This window comes from Halostagnicola alkaliphila (genome assembly GCF_055379965.1).
Map to the genome: position 1 here is coordinate 198,683 of NZ_AP043826.1, position 14,065 is coordinate 212,747.

15 protein-coding genes are annotated in these 14,065 nt (G+C 61.6%); 8 read left to right on the top strand and 7 right to left on the bottom strand.

All coding sequences use genetic code 11. The features are described 5' to 3' along the window. Positions 1-134 precede the first annotated feature (134 nt). Positions 135-374 (bottom strand): DUF7123 family protein, encoded by a 240-nt coding sequence (locus ACZ5C7_RS06050; protein ID WP_283835861.1) that lies wholly within the window; start codon positions 372-374, stop codon positions 135-137. A 253-nt stretch (positions 375-627) separates the two neighbouring features. Further along, on the bottom strand, positions 628-1,458 hold the full coding sequence (locus ACZ5C7_RS06055) for a molybdopterin synthase (RefSeq protein ID WP_464375452.1): 831 nt from the start codon (positions 1,456-1,458) through the stop codon (positions 628-630). Between the two features lie 159 nt (positions 1,459-1,617). Here ACZ5C7_RS06055 and pyrH point away from each other — a divergent pair, with 159 nt between their 5' ends. From pyrH to ACZ5C7_RS06070, 3 genes are all read left to right on the top strand, one after another. Next, complete coding sequence (gene pyrH / locus ACZ5C7_RS06060) at positions 1,618-2,343, top strand: UMP kinase (protein ID WP_464375453.1); 726 nt, start codon at positions 1,618-1,620, stop codon at positions 2,341-2,343. Continuing rightward, positions 2,340-4,067, top strand: coding sequence for a lysine--tRNA ligase (gene lysS, locus ACZ5C7_RS06065; RefSeq protein ID WP_464375454.1), 1,728 nt, complete (start codon positions 2,340-2,342; stop codon positions 4,065-4,067). The genes pyrH and lysS overlap by 4 nt, the downstream gene beginning before the upstream one ends. Before the next feature lie 76 nt (positions 4,068-4,143). Beyond that, positions 4,144-5,985 carry a site-2 protease family protein gene (locus tag ACZ5C7_RS06070; RefSeq protein WP_464375455.1) on the top strand — a complete coding sequence of 614 codons (1,842 nt, stop codon included), beginning with the start codon at positions 4,144-4,146 and terminating at the stop codon, positions 5,983-5,985. A gap of 267 nt (positions 5,986-6,252) precedes the next feature. On the opposite strand, the gene ACZ5C7_RS06075 is transcribed toward ACZ5C7_RS06070, so the two are convergent. Beyond that, positions 6,253-6,780: a PadR family transcriptional regulator gene (locus ACZ5C7_RS06075; protein ID WP_464375456.1), complete on the bottom strand. Its 528-nt coding sequence runs from the start codon at positions 6,778-6,780 to the stop codon at positions 6,253-6,255. 145 nt (positions 6,781-6,925) lie between these two features. Here ACZ5C7_RS06075 and ACZ5C7_RS06080 point away from each other — a divergent pair, with 145 nt between their 5' ends. Continuing rightward, positions 6,926-8,470, top strand: a complete 1,545-nt coding sequence (locus tag ACZ5C7_RS06080) for a heme-binding protein (RefSeq protein ID WP_464375457.1) — start codon at positions 6,926-6,928, stop codon at positions 8,468-8,470. Between the two features lie 35 nt (positions 8,471-8,505). Here ACZ5C7_RS06080 and ACZ5C7_RS06085 read toward each other — a convergent pair whose 3' ends face one another. The 3 genes from ACZ5C7_RS06085 to ACZ5C7_RS06095 form a co-directional block, all read right to left on the bottom strand. Beyond that, positions 8,506-8,694, bottom strand: a complete 189-nt coding sequence (locus ACZ5C7_RS06085) for a hypothetical protein (protein ID WP_464375458.1) — start codon at positions 8,692-8,694, stop codon at positions 8,506-8,508. A 172-nt stretch (positions 8,695-8,866) separates the two neighbouring features. After that, complete coding sequence (locus tag ACZ5C7_RS06090; RefSeq protein ID WP_464375459.1) at positions 8,867-9,250, bottom strand: DUF5611 family protein; 384 nt, start codon at positions 9,248-9,250, stop codon at positions 8,867-8,869. A gap of 266 nt (positions 9,251-9,516) precedes the next feature. Continuing rightward, positions 9,517-10,575 (bottom strand): DUF7093 family protein, encoded by a 1,059-nt coding sequence (locus tag ACZ5C7_RS06095; protein WP_464375460.1) that lies wholly within the window; start codon positions 10,573-10,575, stop codon positions 9,517-9,519. A gap of 206 nt (positions 10,576-10,781) precedes the next feature. On the opposite strand from ACZ5C7_RS06095, the gene ACZ5C7_RS06100 reads away from it, so the two are divergent. From ACZ5C7_RS06100 to ACZ5C7_RS06110, 3 genes are all read left to right on the top strand, one after another. Continuing rightward, the gene (locus ACZ5C7_RS06100) at positions 10,782-11,078 is read left to right on the top strand and encodes a DUF6432 family protein (RefSeq protein ID WP_464375461.1); all 297 of its coding nucleotides are present in this window, start codon (positions 10,782-10,784) and stop codon (positions 11,076-11,078) included. A 110-nt stretch (positions 11,079-11,188) separates the two neighbouring features. Next, positions 11,189-12,328: a CAF17-like 4Fe-4S cluster assembly/insertion protein YgfZ gene (gene ygfZ, locus ACZ5C7_RS06105; protein ID WP_464375462.1), complete on the top strand. Its 1,140-nt coding sequence runs from the start codon at positions 11,189-11,191 to the stop codon at positions 12,326-12,328. A 120-nt stretch (positions 12,329-12,448) separates the two neighbouring features. Further along, positions 12,449-12,910 carry a hypothetical protein gene (locus ACZ5C7_RS06110; protein WP_464375463.1) on the top strand — a complete coding sequence of 154 codons (462 nt, stop codon included), beginning with the start codon at positions 12,449-12,451 and terminating at the stop codon, positions 12,908-12,910. 62 nt (positions 12,911-12,972) lie between these two features. On the opposite strand, the gene ACZ5C7_RS06115 is transcribed toward ACZ5C7_RS06110, so the two are convergent. Continuing rightward, positions 12,973-13,395 carry a hypothetical protein gene (locus ACZ5C7_RS06115; RefSeq protein ID WP_464375464.1) on the bottom strand — a complete coding sequence of 141 codons (423 nt, stop codon included), beginning with the start codon at positions 13,393-13,395 and terminating at the stop codon, positions 12,973-12,975. Between the two features lie 156 nt (positions 13,396-13,551). Between ACZ5C7_RS06115 and ACZ5C7_RS06120 the strand changes: the two genes are divergently transcribed. Beyond that, positions 13,552-13,962, top strand: a complete 411-nt coding sequence (locus tag ACZ5C7_RS06120) for a hypothetical protein (RefSeq protein WP_464375465.1) — start codon at positions 13,552-13,554, stop codon at positions 13,960-13,962. Positions 13,963-14,065: the final 103 nt, after the last annotated feature.

Sequence of the window (14,065 nt, forward strand, 5' to 3'; positions counted from 1 at the left end):
GGGTGGCAGACAGTGAGTATCGGTCGGTACCGTGTCTCGAGAAAACGGTGGGAAAGAGTGTGCCGGATAGCGTCACTGACGCGCCGACACGGACAGGGGGTGGACAACGTGTGACCTGGAGGCGACACCAATTATTAGGCCGGTTCAACGCGCCAGGTGGTCGCACTCGTGTACGACCACTTCTCGACCTCGAGGTCCGTCGCGGACTCCGAGAGTTTGACCATTAGCGCGCCGATCTCTTTGGGAGACATGCCGACATCATCAGCGATGAACTTCCCTTTGAAGTACAGTTCGCCGTCCTCTGCGCGATTACGCAGGTAATTCTTGAGGCGACGTTCCTTGCTTTCCGTGGAGGGTTGGGCTGTAGTGCTCATCGACAATAGCTCCTTGTCGGGGTAGTATGTTATAAAGGAAGGTCGGTTAGCAAAATTTCGGCTGTATTCAGGGAGAAAGGGGGCTAGAGACGTTTCACACCCATTTATAATCGCCATTAGGACTGTTTCATATCAAGTTAGAAGTTTTATAACAGTATCTAATACGTTATTTCGATTTTGAAACTCACGATTTCCAAACATTCAAGATATGACACCATATTCGTTAATCCATCGACAAGGACAGGGAGATAAATTATCGAGACTGTTCGTGGACCCAAAATTCGTCTTCGACCGTGACCTCCTTTTTGAACAGTGGGACCTCGTCTTTCAATCGGTTGATTCCGTCTTCGACCGTTCGAAACGCCTCTTCGCGATGACCGGCCAGAACGACGACGAACACGATATCCTCGCCGTCTTTGACGACGCCAGTCCGGTGATACATAACGACCTCGTAGACGCCGTCTCGGGATTCGAGATCCTCGCGAAGCGCAGCCATGCGCTGTTCGGCGACGCCCTCGTACTTCTCGAACTCGAGGTACTCCGTGCGCTCGTCGCCGGGGTCGTCTTTCGCTCGGACGCGGCCGGTGAACGTCGCGATCGCACCGGCTTGATCCGCCTCTGGTGACCGTTTGACCTCGGCGACGAGCGATTCGAGGGTTTCGTACGGTTCGTGGGCCTCGAGCGCATCGACGAGGTCGTCTTCCTCGAGGTCGCTGGACGACTCGATCGACGCGAGAACGGTGCCAGCAGCCGACTGTTCATCCCCCTCGCCAACCACGACCGAGGGGTATCGGGGTGTCGAAACGCCGACGACGACCGCGTAGTCGCAGTCGGGGACCAGCGCGTCGAGGGCGTCTCCGACGGAGAGTCCGGTTCCGGCTGCCGTCCAGTCACCGTCGGCACCGAGATCGTAGGTGACGTCGCCACCGGGGGTCAGCGATTCGTGTGTCCCGTCGGCGATCGTCGCATCGTATCGAACCACGCCGACGCGTCCCGCTCGAGAGAGGCGATCGACCACGCGGTCGACGACCTGATCGAGCGTCCCGTCGCTCGAGCCGCGGTCGAGAATACCGAGTACGTGCATACGAGAACGGTAGCACGCGTTGGTCTTTGTAGCTGTCGCCCTCGAACGCGGACCGTCGATCACCGGGAAACGCCCGTCGACACGGTGAAAGAGACTCCCACCCGCTCGGAGTCAGGCTTGATAATCCTTAAGCCCGCCACCACGCTACACCGCTGTAGTATGAAAGTGGTCGTTTCTATCGGTGGTAGCGTACTCGTGCCCGACCCGAGTTCGGCTCGAGTCGCAGAACACGCCGAGGTTGTCGAAAACCTCGTCTCGGAAGGGTGTCGCGTCGGGGCCGTCGTCGGCGGCGGCGGCGTCGCTCGCGACTATATCGGCGCGGCTCGAGAGCTCGATGCCAACGAGATCGAGCTCGATCAGCTCGGGATCGACGTCACTCGGCTGAACGCACGATTGCTCATCGCCGCGCTCAGCGAGGAGTCGGTCACCGCACCCGCACAGAACTACGAACAAGCGAGCGAAGCCCTCCGTCGCGGGAATATCTGCATTATGGGCGGCGTCGCACCTGCACAGACGACGGACGCCGTCGGAGCCGCCCTCGCGGAGTACGTCGACGCCGACCTCTTGATCTACGCGACCAGCGTTCCGGGCGTCTACAGCGACGACCCCAACGAAACCGACGGCGCGACGAAGTACGACGAACTCACCGCGAGCGAGCTCGTCGACGTGATCGCCGGCCTCGAGATGAACGCCGGAGCCTCCGCACCAGTCGACTTGCTGGCCGCGAAGATCATCGAACGCTCCGGGATGCGCACCATCGTCCTCGACGGCACCGACCCGGACCGAATCGCGCGAGCCGTTCGACAGGGAGAACACGAAGGAACCGACGTTATCCCGGAACGAGCGGGCGAAGAACCGACCTACTGGGCGAGCGACGAGCAATGAGTCCCGATCCGGACGCGACGAACGTCGACGAAACCGAGACCACCGAGGGCGCTGGAAACGACGAAACGACCGATTCGAGCCCCTACACCCTCCAGCGCGAAGACGATAGCGAAACGCACCACGCCTTCTGGGCGGACGACGTTGCGGATAGAGTCGAAGCGCGAGAGCCGGACGAACCCGTCGTCATCAAGGGCGGCATCTCACCCTCCGGCGTCCCCCACCTCGGGAACGTCAACGAGATCATGCGCGGTTACTACGTCGCCGAGGTCCTCCGAGAGCGCGGCCACGACGTGACACAAGTGTTTACCGGCGACGACCGCGACCCGCTTCGCGGTCTGCCCCGAACCCTCTGCGATCTCGAGGGGAACCTCGTCGACCTGGGCGAGGTAAACGCCGGCACGCTCGGTCGAAATCTCGGCGCGCCCTACACCGACATTCCGGACCCCTTCGAGTGCTGTGATTCCTACGGCGACCACTTCTCACAGATCATCAGAGACAGCGCCGAGGCGGTCGACGTACCCCTCGAGTTCGTCTCGACCACCGAGCTGTACGAAGACGGCGACCTCGAGGAGATTACCAGAGACGTCCTGGAGAACCGAGAGACGGCGCGCGAAGTCCTTTCGAAATATCAGGACAAAGTGGACGAGAACGGCGAGTACGTCCCCTTTAACCCGATCTGTTCCGATTGCGGAAAGCTCACCGAGACGGTGACGGATATCGATCTCGAGGCCGGAACCGTCGACTACCGCTGTACGGATATGGACGCCGGCGACCAGACCATCGACGGCTGCGGCCACGAGGGAACCGCGACGCTCCGCGAAGGGAAGATGCCGTGGCGCTTCGAGTGGCCTGCCCAGTGGCAGGCGCTCGGCGTCGACTTCGAGCCCTTCGGAAAGGACCACGCCGAAGGCTCCTGGCCGAGCGGGATCGACGTCGCCGAGAACGTGCTCGGGATCGAACCGCCGGTCCCGATGGTCTACGAGTGGTTCACCCTCGACGGCGAGCCCTTCTCCTCCTCCGCGGGGAACGTAATCTTGGTCTCGGACGTTCTCGAACTGATCGAGCCCGAAGTGCTCCGGTACTTCTTCGCGAAGGATCCGAGCAAGGCTCGAGACTTCAGCGTCGAACGACTCGACCTGCTCGTCGACGAGTTCGACCGCTTCGAGTCGGTTTACTACGGCGAGGTCGAAGCGAGCGAGGACGAAAAGGCGTTCGCAGAGCGCGTCTATCCGTTAGTCGTCGACGAACCGGACGAAGAGCGGATCCGACTTCCCTACACCTTCGCGGCGGTACTGGGCATGACCGACGATCTGGACCTGCGCGAAGAGATCGCGCGTCGCGAGGGCCACATTCCCGACGACGCGCCGGAGTGGGCCGTCGCGGACGCGCTCGGTCGCGTCGAGCAGGCCAGAAACTGGGCGCGCCGGACCGAGAACGAGTTCGACTACGAACTCAAACGTAGCGCGATTCCGGACCACGACTTCGACGAAACGACCGAGGTTGCGCTCGAGGAACTCGCGGATTTCATCGAGGAGGGACACGGTCCCGACGAAATACAAGAGGAGATCTACGAGACCGCAAAGCGCCACGACGTCGAGATGGGATCGTTCTTCTCGGCGGGTTATACGCTCTTTTTCGACGAAGAGCAGGGGCCGAAGCTCGGGCCGTTCCTCGCGAAAGTAGATCAGGGGTTCGTCGTCGCGCGTCTTCGACGCGAACGGTAACGAAACGGTGGGCCGTCGAATTTCGGAGCGTTCGTAGACAAAAGCCATTTGAGAGCCCCTCCCTGATAGGGTGATAATGGAGTCCGGTCCGTTTACAGCGACATCACCTGCTTTCCTCGAGATGTTTACCTCGGGGATCTTATCGTGGATTCTCGTCGGTCTCGCGGCGTACTGGCTCGCGATCATCGCGCTTCGGAAGCGAGGGCTATTACCGTCGTACGTCGGCGCGCAGGGGCCGATTCTGACGATTCACACGAAACGCGGACGGGCGTTTTTAGACTGGGTCGCGGGTCCCAAACGGTTCTGGCGAGCCTGGGCGAACTTCGGCGTCGGCATCGCCATCGTCGTGATGGGGAGTATGTTCGTCTTCCTCCTGCTCGCGGCCGTCGGTGCGCTCATGTCGCCGGAGCCGTCCGGAATTCAGACGCCGCGGAACGTGCTCGTTATCCCCGGCGTCAACGACTTCTTGCCGCTCTCTGCCACGCCGGGTATCATCTTCGGCCTGCTCGTCGGCCTCGTCGTCCACGAAGGCGGACACGGACTGCTCTGTCGGGTCGAGGACATCGATATCGAATCGATGGGCGTCGCGATGCTCGCCGTGTTGCCGATCGGCGCGTTCGTCGAACCTGAACAGGAGAGTTCGAAAAACGCGAGTCGCGGCGGACAAACCCGGATGTTCGCCGCCGGCGTGACGAACAACTTCGCGATTACTCTCGTGGCGTTCGCACTACTCTTTGGCCCGATCGCCGGTGCGATCGCGGTCGCTCCCGGTGCGTCAGTCGGCGGCGCTGCACCGGGCTCTCCCGCCGCGAACGCCGATATCGGCGCGAACGATCGGATCACCGCGATCGACGGAACGGAGGTCGAATCGAACGACCACCTCGACGAACTGCTTACGGAAATCGACAGCGACGAGGTTGAGGTCGAACTCAACGGAGGGGAAACGACGACCGTCGAGCGGTCGTTACTCGTAACCGTCGCGATCGAAGGCGGACCCGCGGACATCGACATCGGCGATACGATTCTCGAGGTTAACGGCGAAGACGTCGGCACGGAAGCCGAATTCTTCGACGCCGTCGGCGACGACGAAACCGTCACGCTCACCGTCGAACGCGGCGACGACGGCGAGATCGTCGAACTCGAGGACGTGCCGACCGGCGCGGTCGTCGAGGTGGGACAGAACGGGCCGCTCGCCGAGGCGGGCGCACCGACCGACGAACCCGTCGTGATCACGGAGATCGACGGCGAGGTGACCCAATCGACCGACGATCTCAACGACGTCCTCGAGGAAACCGATCCCGGCGACGAGGTGCTAATTTCGGGGTACGTCGGCGGCGAGTCCGTCGAGTACGACGTGACGGTAGACGAGCACCCTGAGTTCGGCCACGGGCTCCTCGGCGTGGGAACGATCGAAGAGGTCTCGGGGTTCTCCATGAACGACCTCGGAATCCAGTACTATCCAGCCGGCGAGTACCTCTCGATCCTCGGCGGTGACGAAGACGACAGCTTCGGCGGGATCACCGATTCGTTCCTTGGAAAGATGGCACTCGTCCTGTTCCTCCCGATCATCGGCATCACCGACCTGTTGCCGTTCAACTTCGCCGGCTTCACCGGCGGCGTCGAGAACTTCTACGAGGTGCAGGGGTCGCTAGCGGCGCTGGGCGACGGAACGGTGTTCATCGTCGCGAACCTGCTGTTCTGGACAGGTTGGATCAACGTCCAGCTCGGCTTCTTCAACTGCATCCCCGCCTTCCCGCTTGACGGCGGACACATCCTCCGGACGAGCACGGAAGCCGTCGCCTCCCGATTACCGATCGAGGCGAACCGTGGCATGATTCGGATGGTCACGACGATCGTCGGCGTGACGATGCTGATCAGCTTCCTCGCGATGCTGTTCGCGCCGGGAATGCTGGCCTGAGAAGCGTCCAATAGCTTGCTGGTGTTCACTACAGATGCCAACCTTTTGCTCTGCGTGCGGTCGCTCCGCGACCGCACTCGGCAAAACGTTGATGAAAAGCACGTCGTCACCCCCTCAGCCGCGCCGTTGGCGCGGCTTCGAGGGAATCCTCGGCCCGCTCGCTCCCTTCGGTCGCTCGCGGTTGGTGTGATATGTGTACCGCCTGTACTTACCACAAGAACTCGAGCAAACCAACGACGAACGACTGGTCCGCATACCCGTCCACAGTTACTCGTCGTCGTGGGCGACGTCGTGTCGTTCGTAAAACTCCTCGGGCGTGTCCTCGATGCGTTCGAAGTCGGCGTCGAAGTAGTGCTCGTGGTGGCGAACGACCTGTTCGACGACCCACGCGCTGAACTCCTCGTCGAAGCGCCACTCGCCCTCGAGGTCGGGAATCTCGAACCGGTCGTCGGTCGAGAAGGCCGCATAGACGTGGAAGAATCCGAGGATAACGTCGGCGAAGTCTCGAGCTTTTTCCGACCCGCTTTCGCGACGGTTCTCGAGTTCCTCGTACCCCGAGTCGGTGAGTTCGAAGTACTTCCGGTCGGGTTCGTCTTCGCGTTCGATTCGTTCGGCCCACCCCTTCTCCTCGAACTTGTACAAGATTGGGTAGACGGAGCCGTAGGACGGTTCCCAGTGGCCACCGCTGATGTCGCGAATCTCCTTAAGTATCTCGTAGCCGTATCGCGGCTTTTCCTCGAGCAGTTCGAGAACGAAATAGGCGATAACTCCTTTCGGTGGCCCGCTTTTCCGCATATACGCCCTGATTTAAATCGGCGGACGTAAATGGTTTCGGTCGGCGCAATCGGCGGCCGGCGTCGGAACCTGTGGCGTGAGTAGCCGACGGCTACCTGCGACGAAAACCCCGTCCTTCTTAGCGACCCCGACCTAACCCCGTCGTATGGAACGACGCAGACCGCCACAGACCGAGGAAGGCTGGTACGTCTTTCACGACTTCCGGTCGATCGACTGGGACGCCTGGCGAGACGCTCCCGAGCGTCGCCGCCAACAGGCGATCGAAGAGGGAATCGAGTACCTCTCCGCGTGCGAACGACTCGAGGACGCCGAGGAAGGAGACTCGGCGACGTACGGGATTCTCGGCCACAAAGCCGACCTCATGTTCTTGCATCTTCGCCCGTCACCAGCGGATATCGACGTCCTCGAGCGGCGGTTCGAACACACCGCCCTCGCCGAGTTTACCGAGCAGGTCGACTCCTACGTCTCGGTGACCGAAGTCTCGGGCTACATGTCAGAAGAGTACTTCGAAGAAGACGGCGAAGTCGAAGATACCGGCATGGCCCGCTACATCGAATCGCGGCTCAAACCCGAAATTCCGGACTTCGAGTACGCGAACTTCTATCCGATGGACAAACGCCGCGACGACGAGTGGAACTGGTACGATCTCTCGTTCGACGAGCGAGCCGACTACATGTCCGGCCACGGCGAGATCGGCAAGCAGTACGCGGGCCGAGTGACGCAGATCATCTCCGGCAGTATCGGTCTCGACGACTACGAGTGGGGCATCACGCTCTTCGGGGACGATCCGACGGACATCAAGGAACTGCTTTATGAAATGCGATTCGACCCTTCGAGCTCCCGATTCGGCGAGTTCGGACGATTCCTCTTCGGCCGCCGGTTCGCACCCGAAAACCTCGGCGCGTACCTCTCGGGCGAGTTCGTGCCACAGGAGGCCGCGAGTTCGGGCCACGCGCACGGAGACGACCACGGCGACGAAGGCGGCCACCACCACGGTGGCGAAGGCGGCCACGGCGGTTCCAGCGGACATCACGGCGGGTCCGGTGGAGACAGCTACCACGACCACGGCGGTGACTCCGGACGGGACAGCGAAGACGACGCGGACATCCGCGAGGAACTCGAGGACGTCGGCGTCTACGCCGGCCAGCCACACGGCGAGGACGTTCACGCGGTCGTCCTCTACTCGGCGGCAGACCCCGAGGAACTGTTCGAGGAGGTTGACGGCCTGCGGACGAACTTCGATCACTACGACACGCACGTGAAGACGGCCGTCTACGAGTCTCGAGACGAGGACGCCGAAACGGCTATTGTGAGTCTCTGGGACACCGAGCGCGCGGCGAGTACGGCGGCCGGGTTTCTCTCCGATCTCCCCGAAATCGTTCGACAAGCCGGCGACGACGAGTCGGACTCCTGGGGAACGATGGGAATGTTCTACACCGTCGAGGACGAACACCGGGAGGACTTCGTCGAGACGTTCGGCGACGTCGCCGGTCTGCTGGCCGATATGGACGGCCACCGGAAAACGGATCTGCTGATCAACCGCGAAAACGAACTCGACATGTTCATCGCCAGTCGCTGGGATTCCCGCGAGGACGCGATGGAGTTCTTCCGAAGCGACGCGTTCGCCGAAACTGTCGAGTTCGGGCGCGACGTTCTCGCGGACCGGCCGCGACACGTCTTCTTAGCGTAGCCTAATCGAAGTCGTCGAATCGGTCTTTCCCCCGTCTAGATGCTGCCCGACCCCTCGAGTTCGTCGTAAAAGAAATAACCTGCAAGCCCCGCGAGTCCGAACGCGAGCGTGATGTACGGCCAGTTGCCGGACTCCTGATCGGTCCAGTTCGCGTGGCCGACGATGAACATCGCGAATCCGAGGTGTGCAACTGCCGTCGCGAAGATGAACGTCTGCAGTTCCATTAGCGGGCGATTGCGGTGAAAACGTTTTAGCTATTTCGAAGCAGACGCTCCGGAGAGCGAGACGCCGTCTCGAGCGCAGAACGAACATCCCTCGAATTTCAAAACCGACTGTGTGGTCGGCGAAACCGCAAGCTCCCGACGGAAAACGGATCGAAACGCAACGAGAAACCGCTTACAGATCGTGGTCCGGATCGTCCTCGACGGAGCGTTTCAACGAATCGCGTCGGGACTTAGCGTCTCGAGCGGTCGCCTCAAGGAGGAAATCGTTTTTCGCGTCGACGGCGTCGCCAGCCGCCTCGAGTTCGTCGGGACCCAGTTCGGCTGGATCGCGCTCGACGAAATCGACGGCGAGTTTGTCCTTCTTGCCGGAGTACTCGACTGTACCGACGATAATACGTTCGAAGACGGGGTTGTCCGGTTCAGCGATAACGTAGAGATCGCTTCCTTTGAACTCCTCTGTGCCGGTGATTGGTCCGAAGTACTCCTCGACCGTGGCTTCCATGTCCGGAATCCGATCCTCGAGGTGTTCACCACGTCGCATCTTGTACTCCTTCATGAATTGGAGATATACGGCGGAGTGTTTACCTCTTTTCATAGTCTCCGGCTGGCGAAGACGAGGTTGTCGCCGAATGACGTCCCCGCGAACGCAAAACCAGTATCACCAGACTAGCAACAAGAGTAAGTGACCCTACACTACTCGCTCGTACTTTCACCGGGGCCGAAAGCCCGGTTCCTTGAGGGTGAAACCTCCGCCTTGAAGACGGTGAAACAGTAATCGGAGATCGATCGGCGGAATCCTGAACGAACGGACAGACTGGATCGCTACGCCGTTCGCTCGCCGAGATATCCTTTCTTACACTCGGGACAGATGTCGCCAGTTCGGAGCGAGCCGCTGTCGCCCGGCGCGACGAACCGACACTGCGGACAGTAAAACTCCGTGGCCTCTCCATCCGGGCGCGAACTCTCTCCCGGAGCCGGTGCGCTCTCGGCACTGGCGATACCGGTTTCGGGACCCGACGAGCGTGAGCCAGCGGCGGACTCGGTGACGGATTCGGCCTGAACGGCGCTCGTCTCGGAGCCCTCGGCCGGCTCGGGATCGGAGTCGGGTTCAGCGATCGGCTCGCCGCTCGCATCGACGGAGTGGTCGAACTGTTTGCCACTCGACGTGGCCGTCGTCTCCGACCCGCTCTCGAGGATCACGGCGTCGTCTTCGGGCTGGTCTTCGAATTCCGACGAGCGGTCGCCGGCTTCGTCGGCGTCGGTCACGGCCTGTGCACGCGCTTGTTCGTCGTCGGGCCAGGCGCTGGGTTCCGTATCGCTTCCGACGGGCGGGCCGACATCTTCCGAGTCGGGCCACTCACCGTGGCGTCGATCGCCCGAAATCGAGGCGTCATCGCCTTGGTCGTCCTCGAGGATTTCCCCATCGTCGACGATCGGCTCGTCGTTTTCGTCCGTCGGAACGTCGATTTCGTCGGCGGGACCATCCGGAGCGGCCTCGGGCGGCGTTTGGTCGGCCGCGACGGCGTCTCCCGGTGCGGTCTCGACATCGACGGATCCAGCGTCGCGCTCGGCATCCACGATACCACTCGAGTCGGGTTCGATGCCCGTTGCCCGTTCGGCGGACGGGTCGGCCGATGTGGAACGAGCAGCGTCAGCTGCTCGGTCGGTACCATCAGGAGCGTCCGAAGCGCGGGGAGGCGTCTCGTCGGGGACGATACTCGTCACTTCCGTGTTCTCGCTGATGATGTTTCGCTCACCGCAGCGCTGACACGCCTGAAACTCCGTGACAGTGAGGACGACTTCGCTGCCCCGTTCTTCACGCTCGCGATCGACTTCGGGCTCGCCGTAGTTGTGGCCGAGCAGCGAACATCGCAATACCATTATCCAATCGTATCTATTCACGGCATAAAAAACGTACTGCAAGTGGTATTCTCGTTGACGGCTAGACAGTCGTCCGTCAGGGTTGCGGAAACAACCCTGAAACGACCTCACTCCGGCGGATATGCCGACGGACGAAGAAACGGGATCCATTCAGAGGTCAACCGAACGGCAAACGTCAAATCCCGGGTCGACAAATACGTCACTGAATGAAAGCGAAGCGGGAGTACCGGGACCGGGAACGAACGCAAGTGGCGGTACTCGACGTGCTCGTCAACAATATCGAAGACGGGATGACCGTCTTCGAGCTTCGCGCGGCCGTTTCGGTCGAAATAGACGACCTGGAGGACGCGTTGGCGACGCTCAAAGACGACGATCTGATCGTCGTCGAGCGAGACGGGCGCGGCGCGGTCATCAGACCAGACGATCGAGTGGTTCCCGACGAACCGGACGAGAACGAGGAGTCGTCACTTCGCGACTGGATTCGCGATCAGTTTCCGTTCTGACGATCTGAACACCGCGCGAACGGAGCCGAACAATCGACGCACCGCGCGAACGGAGTCAAAAGACTCGAGAGATCGAAACTCCTGATAGCGTCTGGCCCTTCGATCACTGTATGACTGTCATCGAGTCGCTACACGAGGACCACGGGGCAACGTTTGGCGACCGAGCGGGGCGAACTATCGTCGAACACTACGGTCGCCCGGAGCGGGCGCACAGAGCCGTTCGAAACGCGGCCGGCTTGATCGAGTCGGCCTACGGCGTCGTCGTGGTCGAAGGAGACGAGCGCGTCGAGTACGTCGACAACGTCGTCACGAATCGGGTTCCGGCCGACGACGGAAACGGCTGTTACGCGCTCGTTCTCGACCCACAAGGCGGAATCGAGGTCGAACTCTACGTCTACAACGCGGGCGAGCGACTGCTCCTGTTCACCCCACCGGATCTCGCCGACGACCTCGCGGAGGAGTGGTCCGAGAAGGTGTTCATTCAGGACGTCGAGATTCGCGTCGCGACCGACGAGTTCGGGACTTTCGGCGTTCACGGCCCGAAAGCCACCGAGAAGGTCGCCAGCGTGTTAAACCAGTCGTCGACGCCCGACGAACGCTACTCCTTCGTTCGCGGATCGATGGGTGACGAGGGCGTCACCGTGATTCGAACGGACGCGCTCACCGGCGAGGAGAGCTACGAGATTATCTGCGGAGCCGACGACGCGGCGGCCGTCTACGATACCCTCCTGAATCAGGGACTGAACGCGGCACCCTTCGGCTACCGAACCTGGGACACGCTCACGCTCGAGGCTGGTTCACCCCTATTCGAGACCGAACTCGAGGGACGCATCCCGAACGTTCTCGGACTCGATCACGCGGTGGACTACGAGAAGGGCTGTTTCGTCGGCCAGGAGGTCGTCTCGAGGGTCGAAAACCGGGGGAGACCGAGCAAGCAACTCGTCGGCCTGTCGCTCGAGGCCAGCGGCGGCGAGGAAAGCGATAACGATGCCGACGGGAGCGACGGAGACGAGACGATTCCCTCGAGCGGCGCGGCCGTCTTCAACGGCGACGACGCGGTCGGCGAGATCACCCGCGCCGAGACGAGCCCGATGCTCGAGTACCCGATCGCTCTCGCGACGGTCGACTACGGCCTCGAGGCCGAGGAGCTAACGATTCGAGTGGACGGGGAAGAAGTCCCTGCAGAGCGAACGACGCTGCCGTTCGTCGAGGGGTCCGACCGATCGGCTCGGCTGCCCGTCTACGAGTAGGTACCTGGATTTCGCTGGCGAGTGGCTTCCACTCGTTGGCCAACAGAAGGCTCGCCGACCTCCCCCGGGGTGAGAGATCACGATAACTACTATCCCTCGCGAAAAACGTCGTAACACAGCATGCGAGCGTCGATAATTCGAGCCCTTCGAGGCGTGTTAGCTGGCGTCGCCAGCCTGTGTCTCCTCCTCCTTTACTTGCTCCTCGAGTCTCGAGTGCTGACGATTCGGGCCGCAGTCGCCCTGTTGGTCGTCGGCATCGGCTCGCTCGCCGCCGCGGTTGGGCCCACGGGAATCCTCCGACTGTTCGGAATTACACCGAGAACGAACGAGTCAAACGCCGTCGAGGGCGACTGGTGGCTCGCGAGACTCGAGCCGACGCTCGAAGACTCGTGGAACAGGTGGTCGGATCTCGTCCTCTCGCTGGGACTCGGGGCGGCGGGCGTCGGGGCGCTCGTTCTGGTCGCCCTTTCGCCCGACGGCGAACCGCCCCTGGGGCTGCTCGTCGTGGCGCTCGTCGGAATCAACGCCTCGCTCATTTCGCTCGCGTTTGTGGGTCTGGACGCGAGTTCCTCGGCGGAGTAACTCGAGGGGCGGTTACCTCGAGGCCTCGTTTTGAATGCGGCGAGTTCCCCTGCGGAATGCGTTTACGGAGCGGACAGCGACCCACGAGAGCGCCAGTACCCCGCGACACCGAGTCCGAGAATAGCCGGATCGTTGTTCGCGAAACCGAACGATATCGCGGCAACCAGGATCCGAACGAGGACAACGGCCGCAGCGAGTGCGACGACGCCCAACACGCCGTGTCGGGCCAGTTGCCGCGAACGGGTCCCCCTATGGAGTTCCGAAAACCCGTGCAAGCGAACCCGACAGATCTCCATCGCGGTGACGTACCCGAGACCTAACGCCGCGAACAGGACCGTCGCGTGGACGAACCCGTTCTGGGCTGGGCCGAAACCTGCGACGATCCGGAGGGTATCAGCCGCAGCGAGGACCGTCAGGAAAGTCAACGGAACGAACAGCAACAACGAGCCCGACAGCACGGCCGCCGTCGGCAGATAATCCCTCATGATACTTAGTTGAAATACCTTCGAGACCGACCGTTAAAGCTTTTGTCAGAACGAAAGCGGCAGCATAGCATCTCGAGGTCAGATTTCGGGAACGAAATCTCGGCCGCCTGTACTAGCCGGGTACAGCGACTTGGTCCTACACGGTAACGATCCGGTATGGACTCGAGTACGGATTTCGAAGAGCTGTCTGCACGCGTGCGAACCCAGTCCGAAGACGCCGCGGGTTCTGACACGGAACGGGTCACGATCAGATCGCTCGAGGAGGTGAGCTACGACGGGATCGAATCGCTGCTCGAGGTGTACGCGGTCGAAAACGCCGACACGGCAGATCTCGTGCTCGTCCTTTCGTCGCTCAACGCGGAACTCGTGTTCGAGACCGACGGGGCCGATATCGACAACGCCGAGGATCTCGAGGACCAGCTGGGCCACGACGTTCGCATCGAAGAGGGAATGCCCGAGGACACGATCTTGGTGCTGGATTCGGACGCGGTGTCGGGCGAGGAAATCATCGAGCCCGAGAAGATCGTCTGTGGAATGGTCGGCGCGGCCGACGAGCCGGACGAGTGACTCGAGCACAAGTTCGGAGGATAACGAATCTACAAACGAGAACAGGCGGTCTTTCGTGCGGTGAACAGATGGAAACAGCGAGCTCGAATCGCTACTCAGTGGT

Excerpts from the sequence above, each read along its gene's own strand:
- ACZ5C7_RS06050 (WP_283835861.1), bottom strand. The coding sequence starts at position 374 with ATGAGCACTACAGCCCAACCCTCCACGGAAAGCAAGGAACGTCGCCTC.
- ACZ5C7_RS06055 (WP_464375452.1), bottom strand. The coding sequence starts at position 1,458 with ATGCACGTACTCGGTATTCTCGACCGCGGCTCGAGCGACGGGACGCTC.
- pyrH (WP_464375453.1), top strand. The coding sequence starts at position 1,618 with ATGAAAGTGGTCGTTTCTATCGGTGGTAGCGTACTCGTGCCCGACCCG.
- lysS (WP_464375454.1), top strand. The coding sequence starts at position 2,340 with ATGAGTCCCGATCCGGACGCGACGAACGTCGACGAAACCGAGACCACC.
- ACZ5C7_RS06070 (WP_464375455.1), top strand. The coding sequence starts at position 4,144 with ATGGAGTCCGGTCCGTTTACAGCGACATCACCTGCTTTCCTCGAGATG.
- ACZ5C7_RS06075 (WP_464375456.1), bottom strand. The coding sequence starts at position 6,780 with ATGCGGAAAAGCGGGCCACCGAAAGGAGTTATCGCCTATTTCGTTCTC.
- ACZ5C7_RS06080 (WP_464375457.1), top strand. The coding sequence starts at position 6,926 with ATGGAACGACGCAGACCGCCACAGACCGAGGAAGGCTGGTACGTCTTT.
- ACZ5C7_RS06085 (WP_464375458.1), bottom strand. The coding sequence starts at position 8,694 with ATGGAACTGCAGACGTTCATCTTCGCGACGGCAGTTGCACACCTCGGA.
- ACZ5C7_RS06090 (WP_464375459.1), bottom strand. The coding sequence starts at position 9,250 with ATGAAGGAGTACAAGATGCGACGTGGTGAACACCTCGAGGATCGGATT.
- ACZ5C7_RS06095 (WP_464375460.1), bottom strand. The coding sequence starts at position 10,575 with ATGGTATTGCGATGTTCGCTGCTCGGCCACAACTACGGCGAGCCCGAA.
- ACZ5C7_RS06100 (WP_464375461.1), top strand. The coding sequence starts at position 10,782 with ATGAAAGCGAAGCGGGAGTACCGGGACCGGGAACGAACGCAAGTGGCG.
- ygfZ (WP_464375462.1), top strand. The coding sequence starts at position 11,189 with ATGACTGTCATCGAGTCGCTACACGAGGACCACGGGGCAACGTTTGGC.
- ACZ5C7_RS06110 (WP_464375463.1), top strand. The coding sequence starts at position 12,449 with ATGCGAGCGTCGATAATTCGAGCCCTTCGAGGCGTGTTAGCTGGCGTC.
- ACZ5C7_RS06115 (WP_464375464.1), bottom strand. The coding sequence starts at position 13,395 with ATGAGGGATTATCTGCCGACGGCGGCCGTGCTGTCGGGCTCGTTGTTG.
- ACZ5C7_RS06120 (WP_464375465.1), top strand. The coding sequence starts at position 13,552 with ATGGACTCGAGTACGGATTTCGAAGAGCTGTCTGCACGCGTGCGAACC.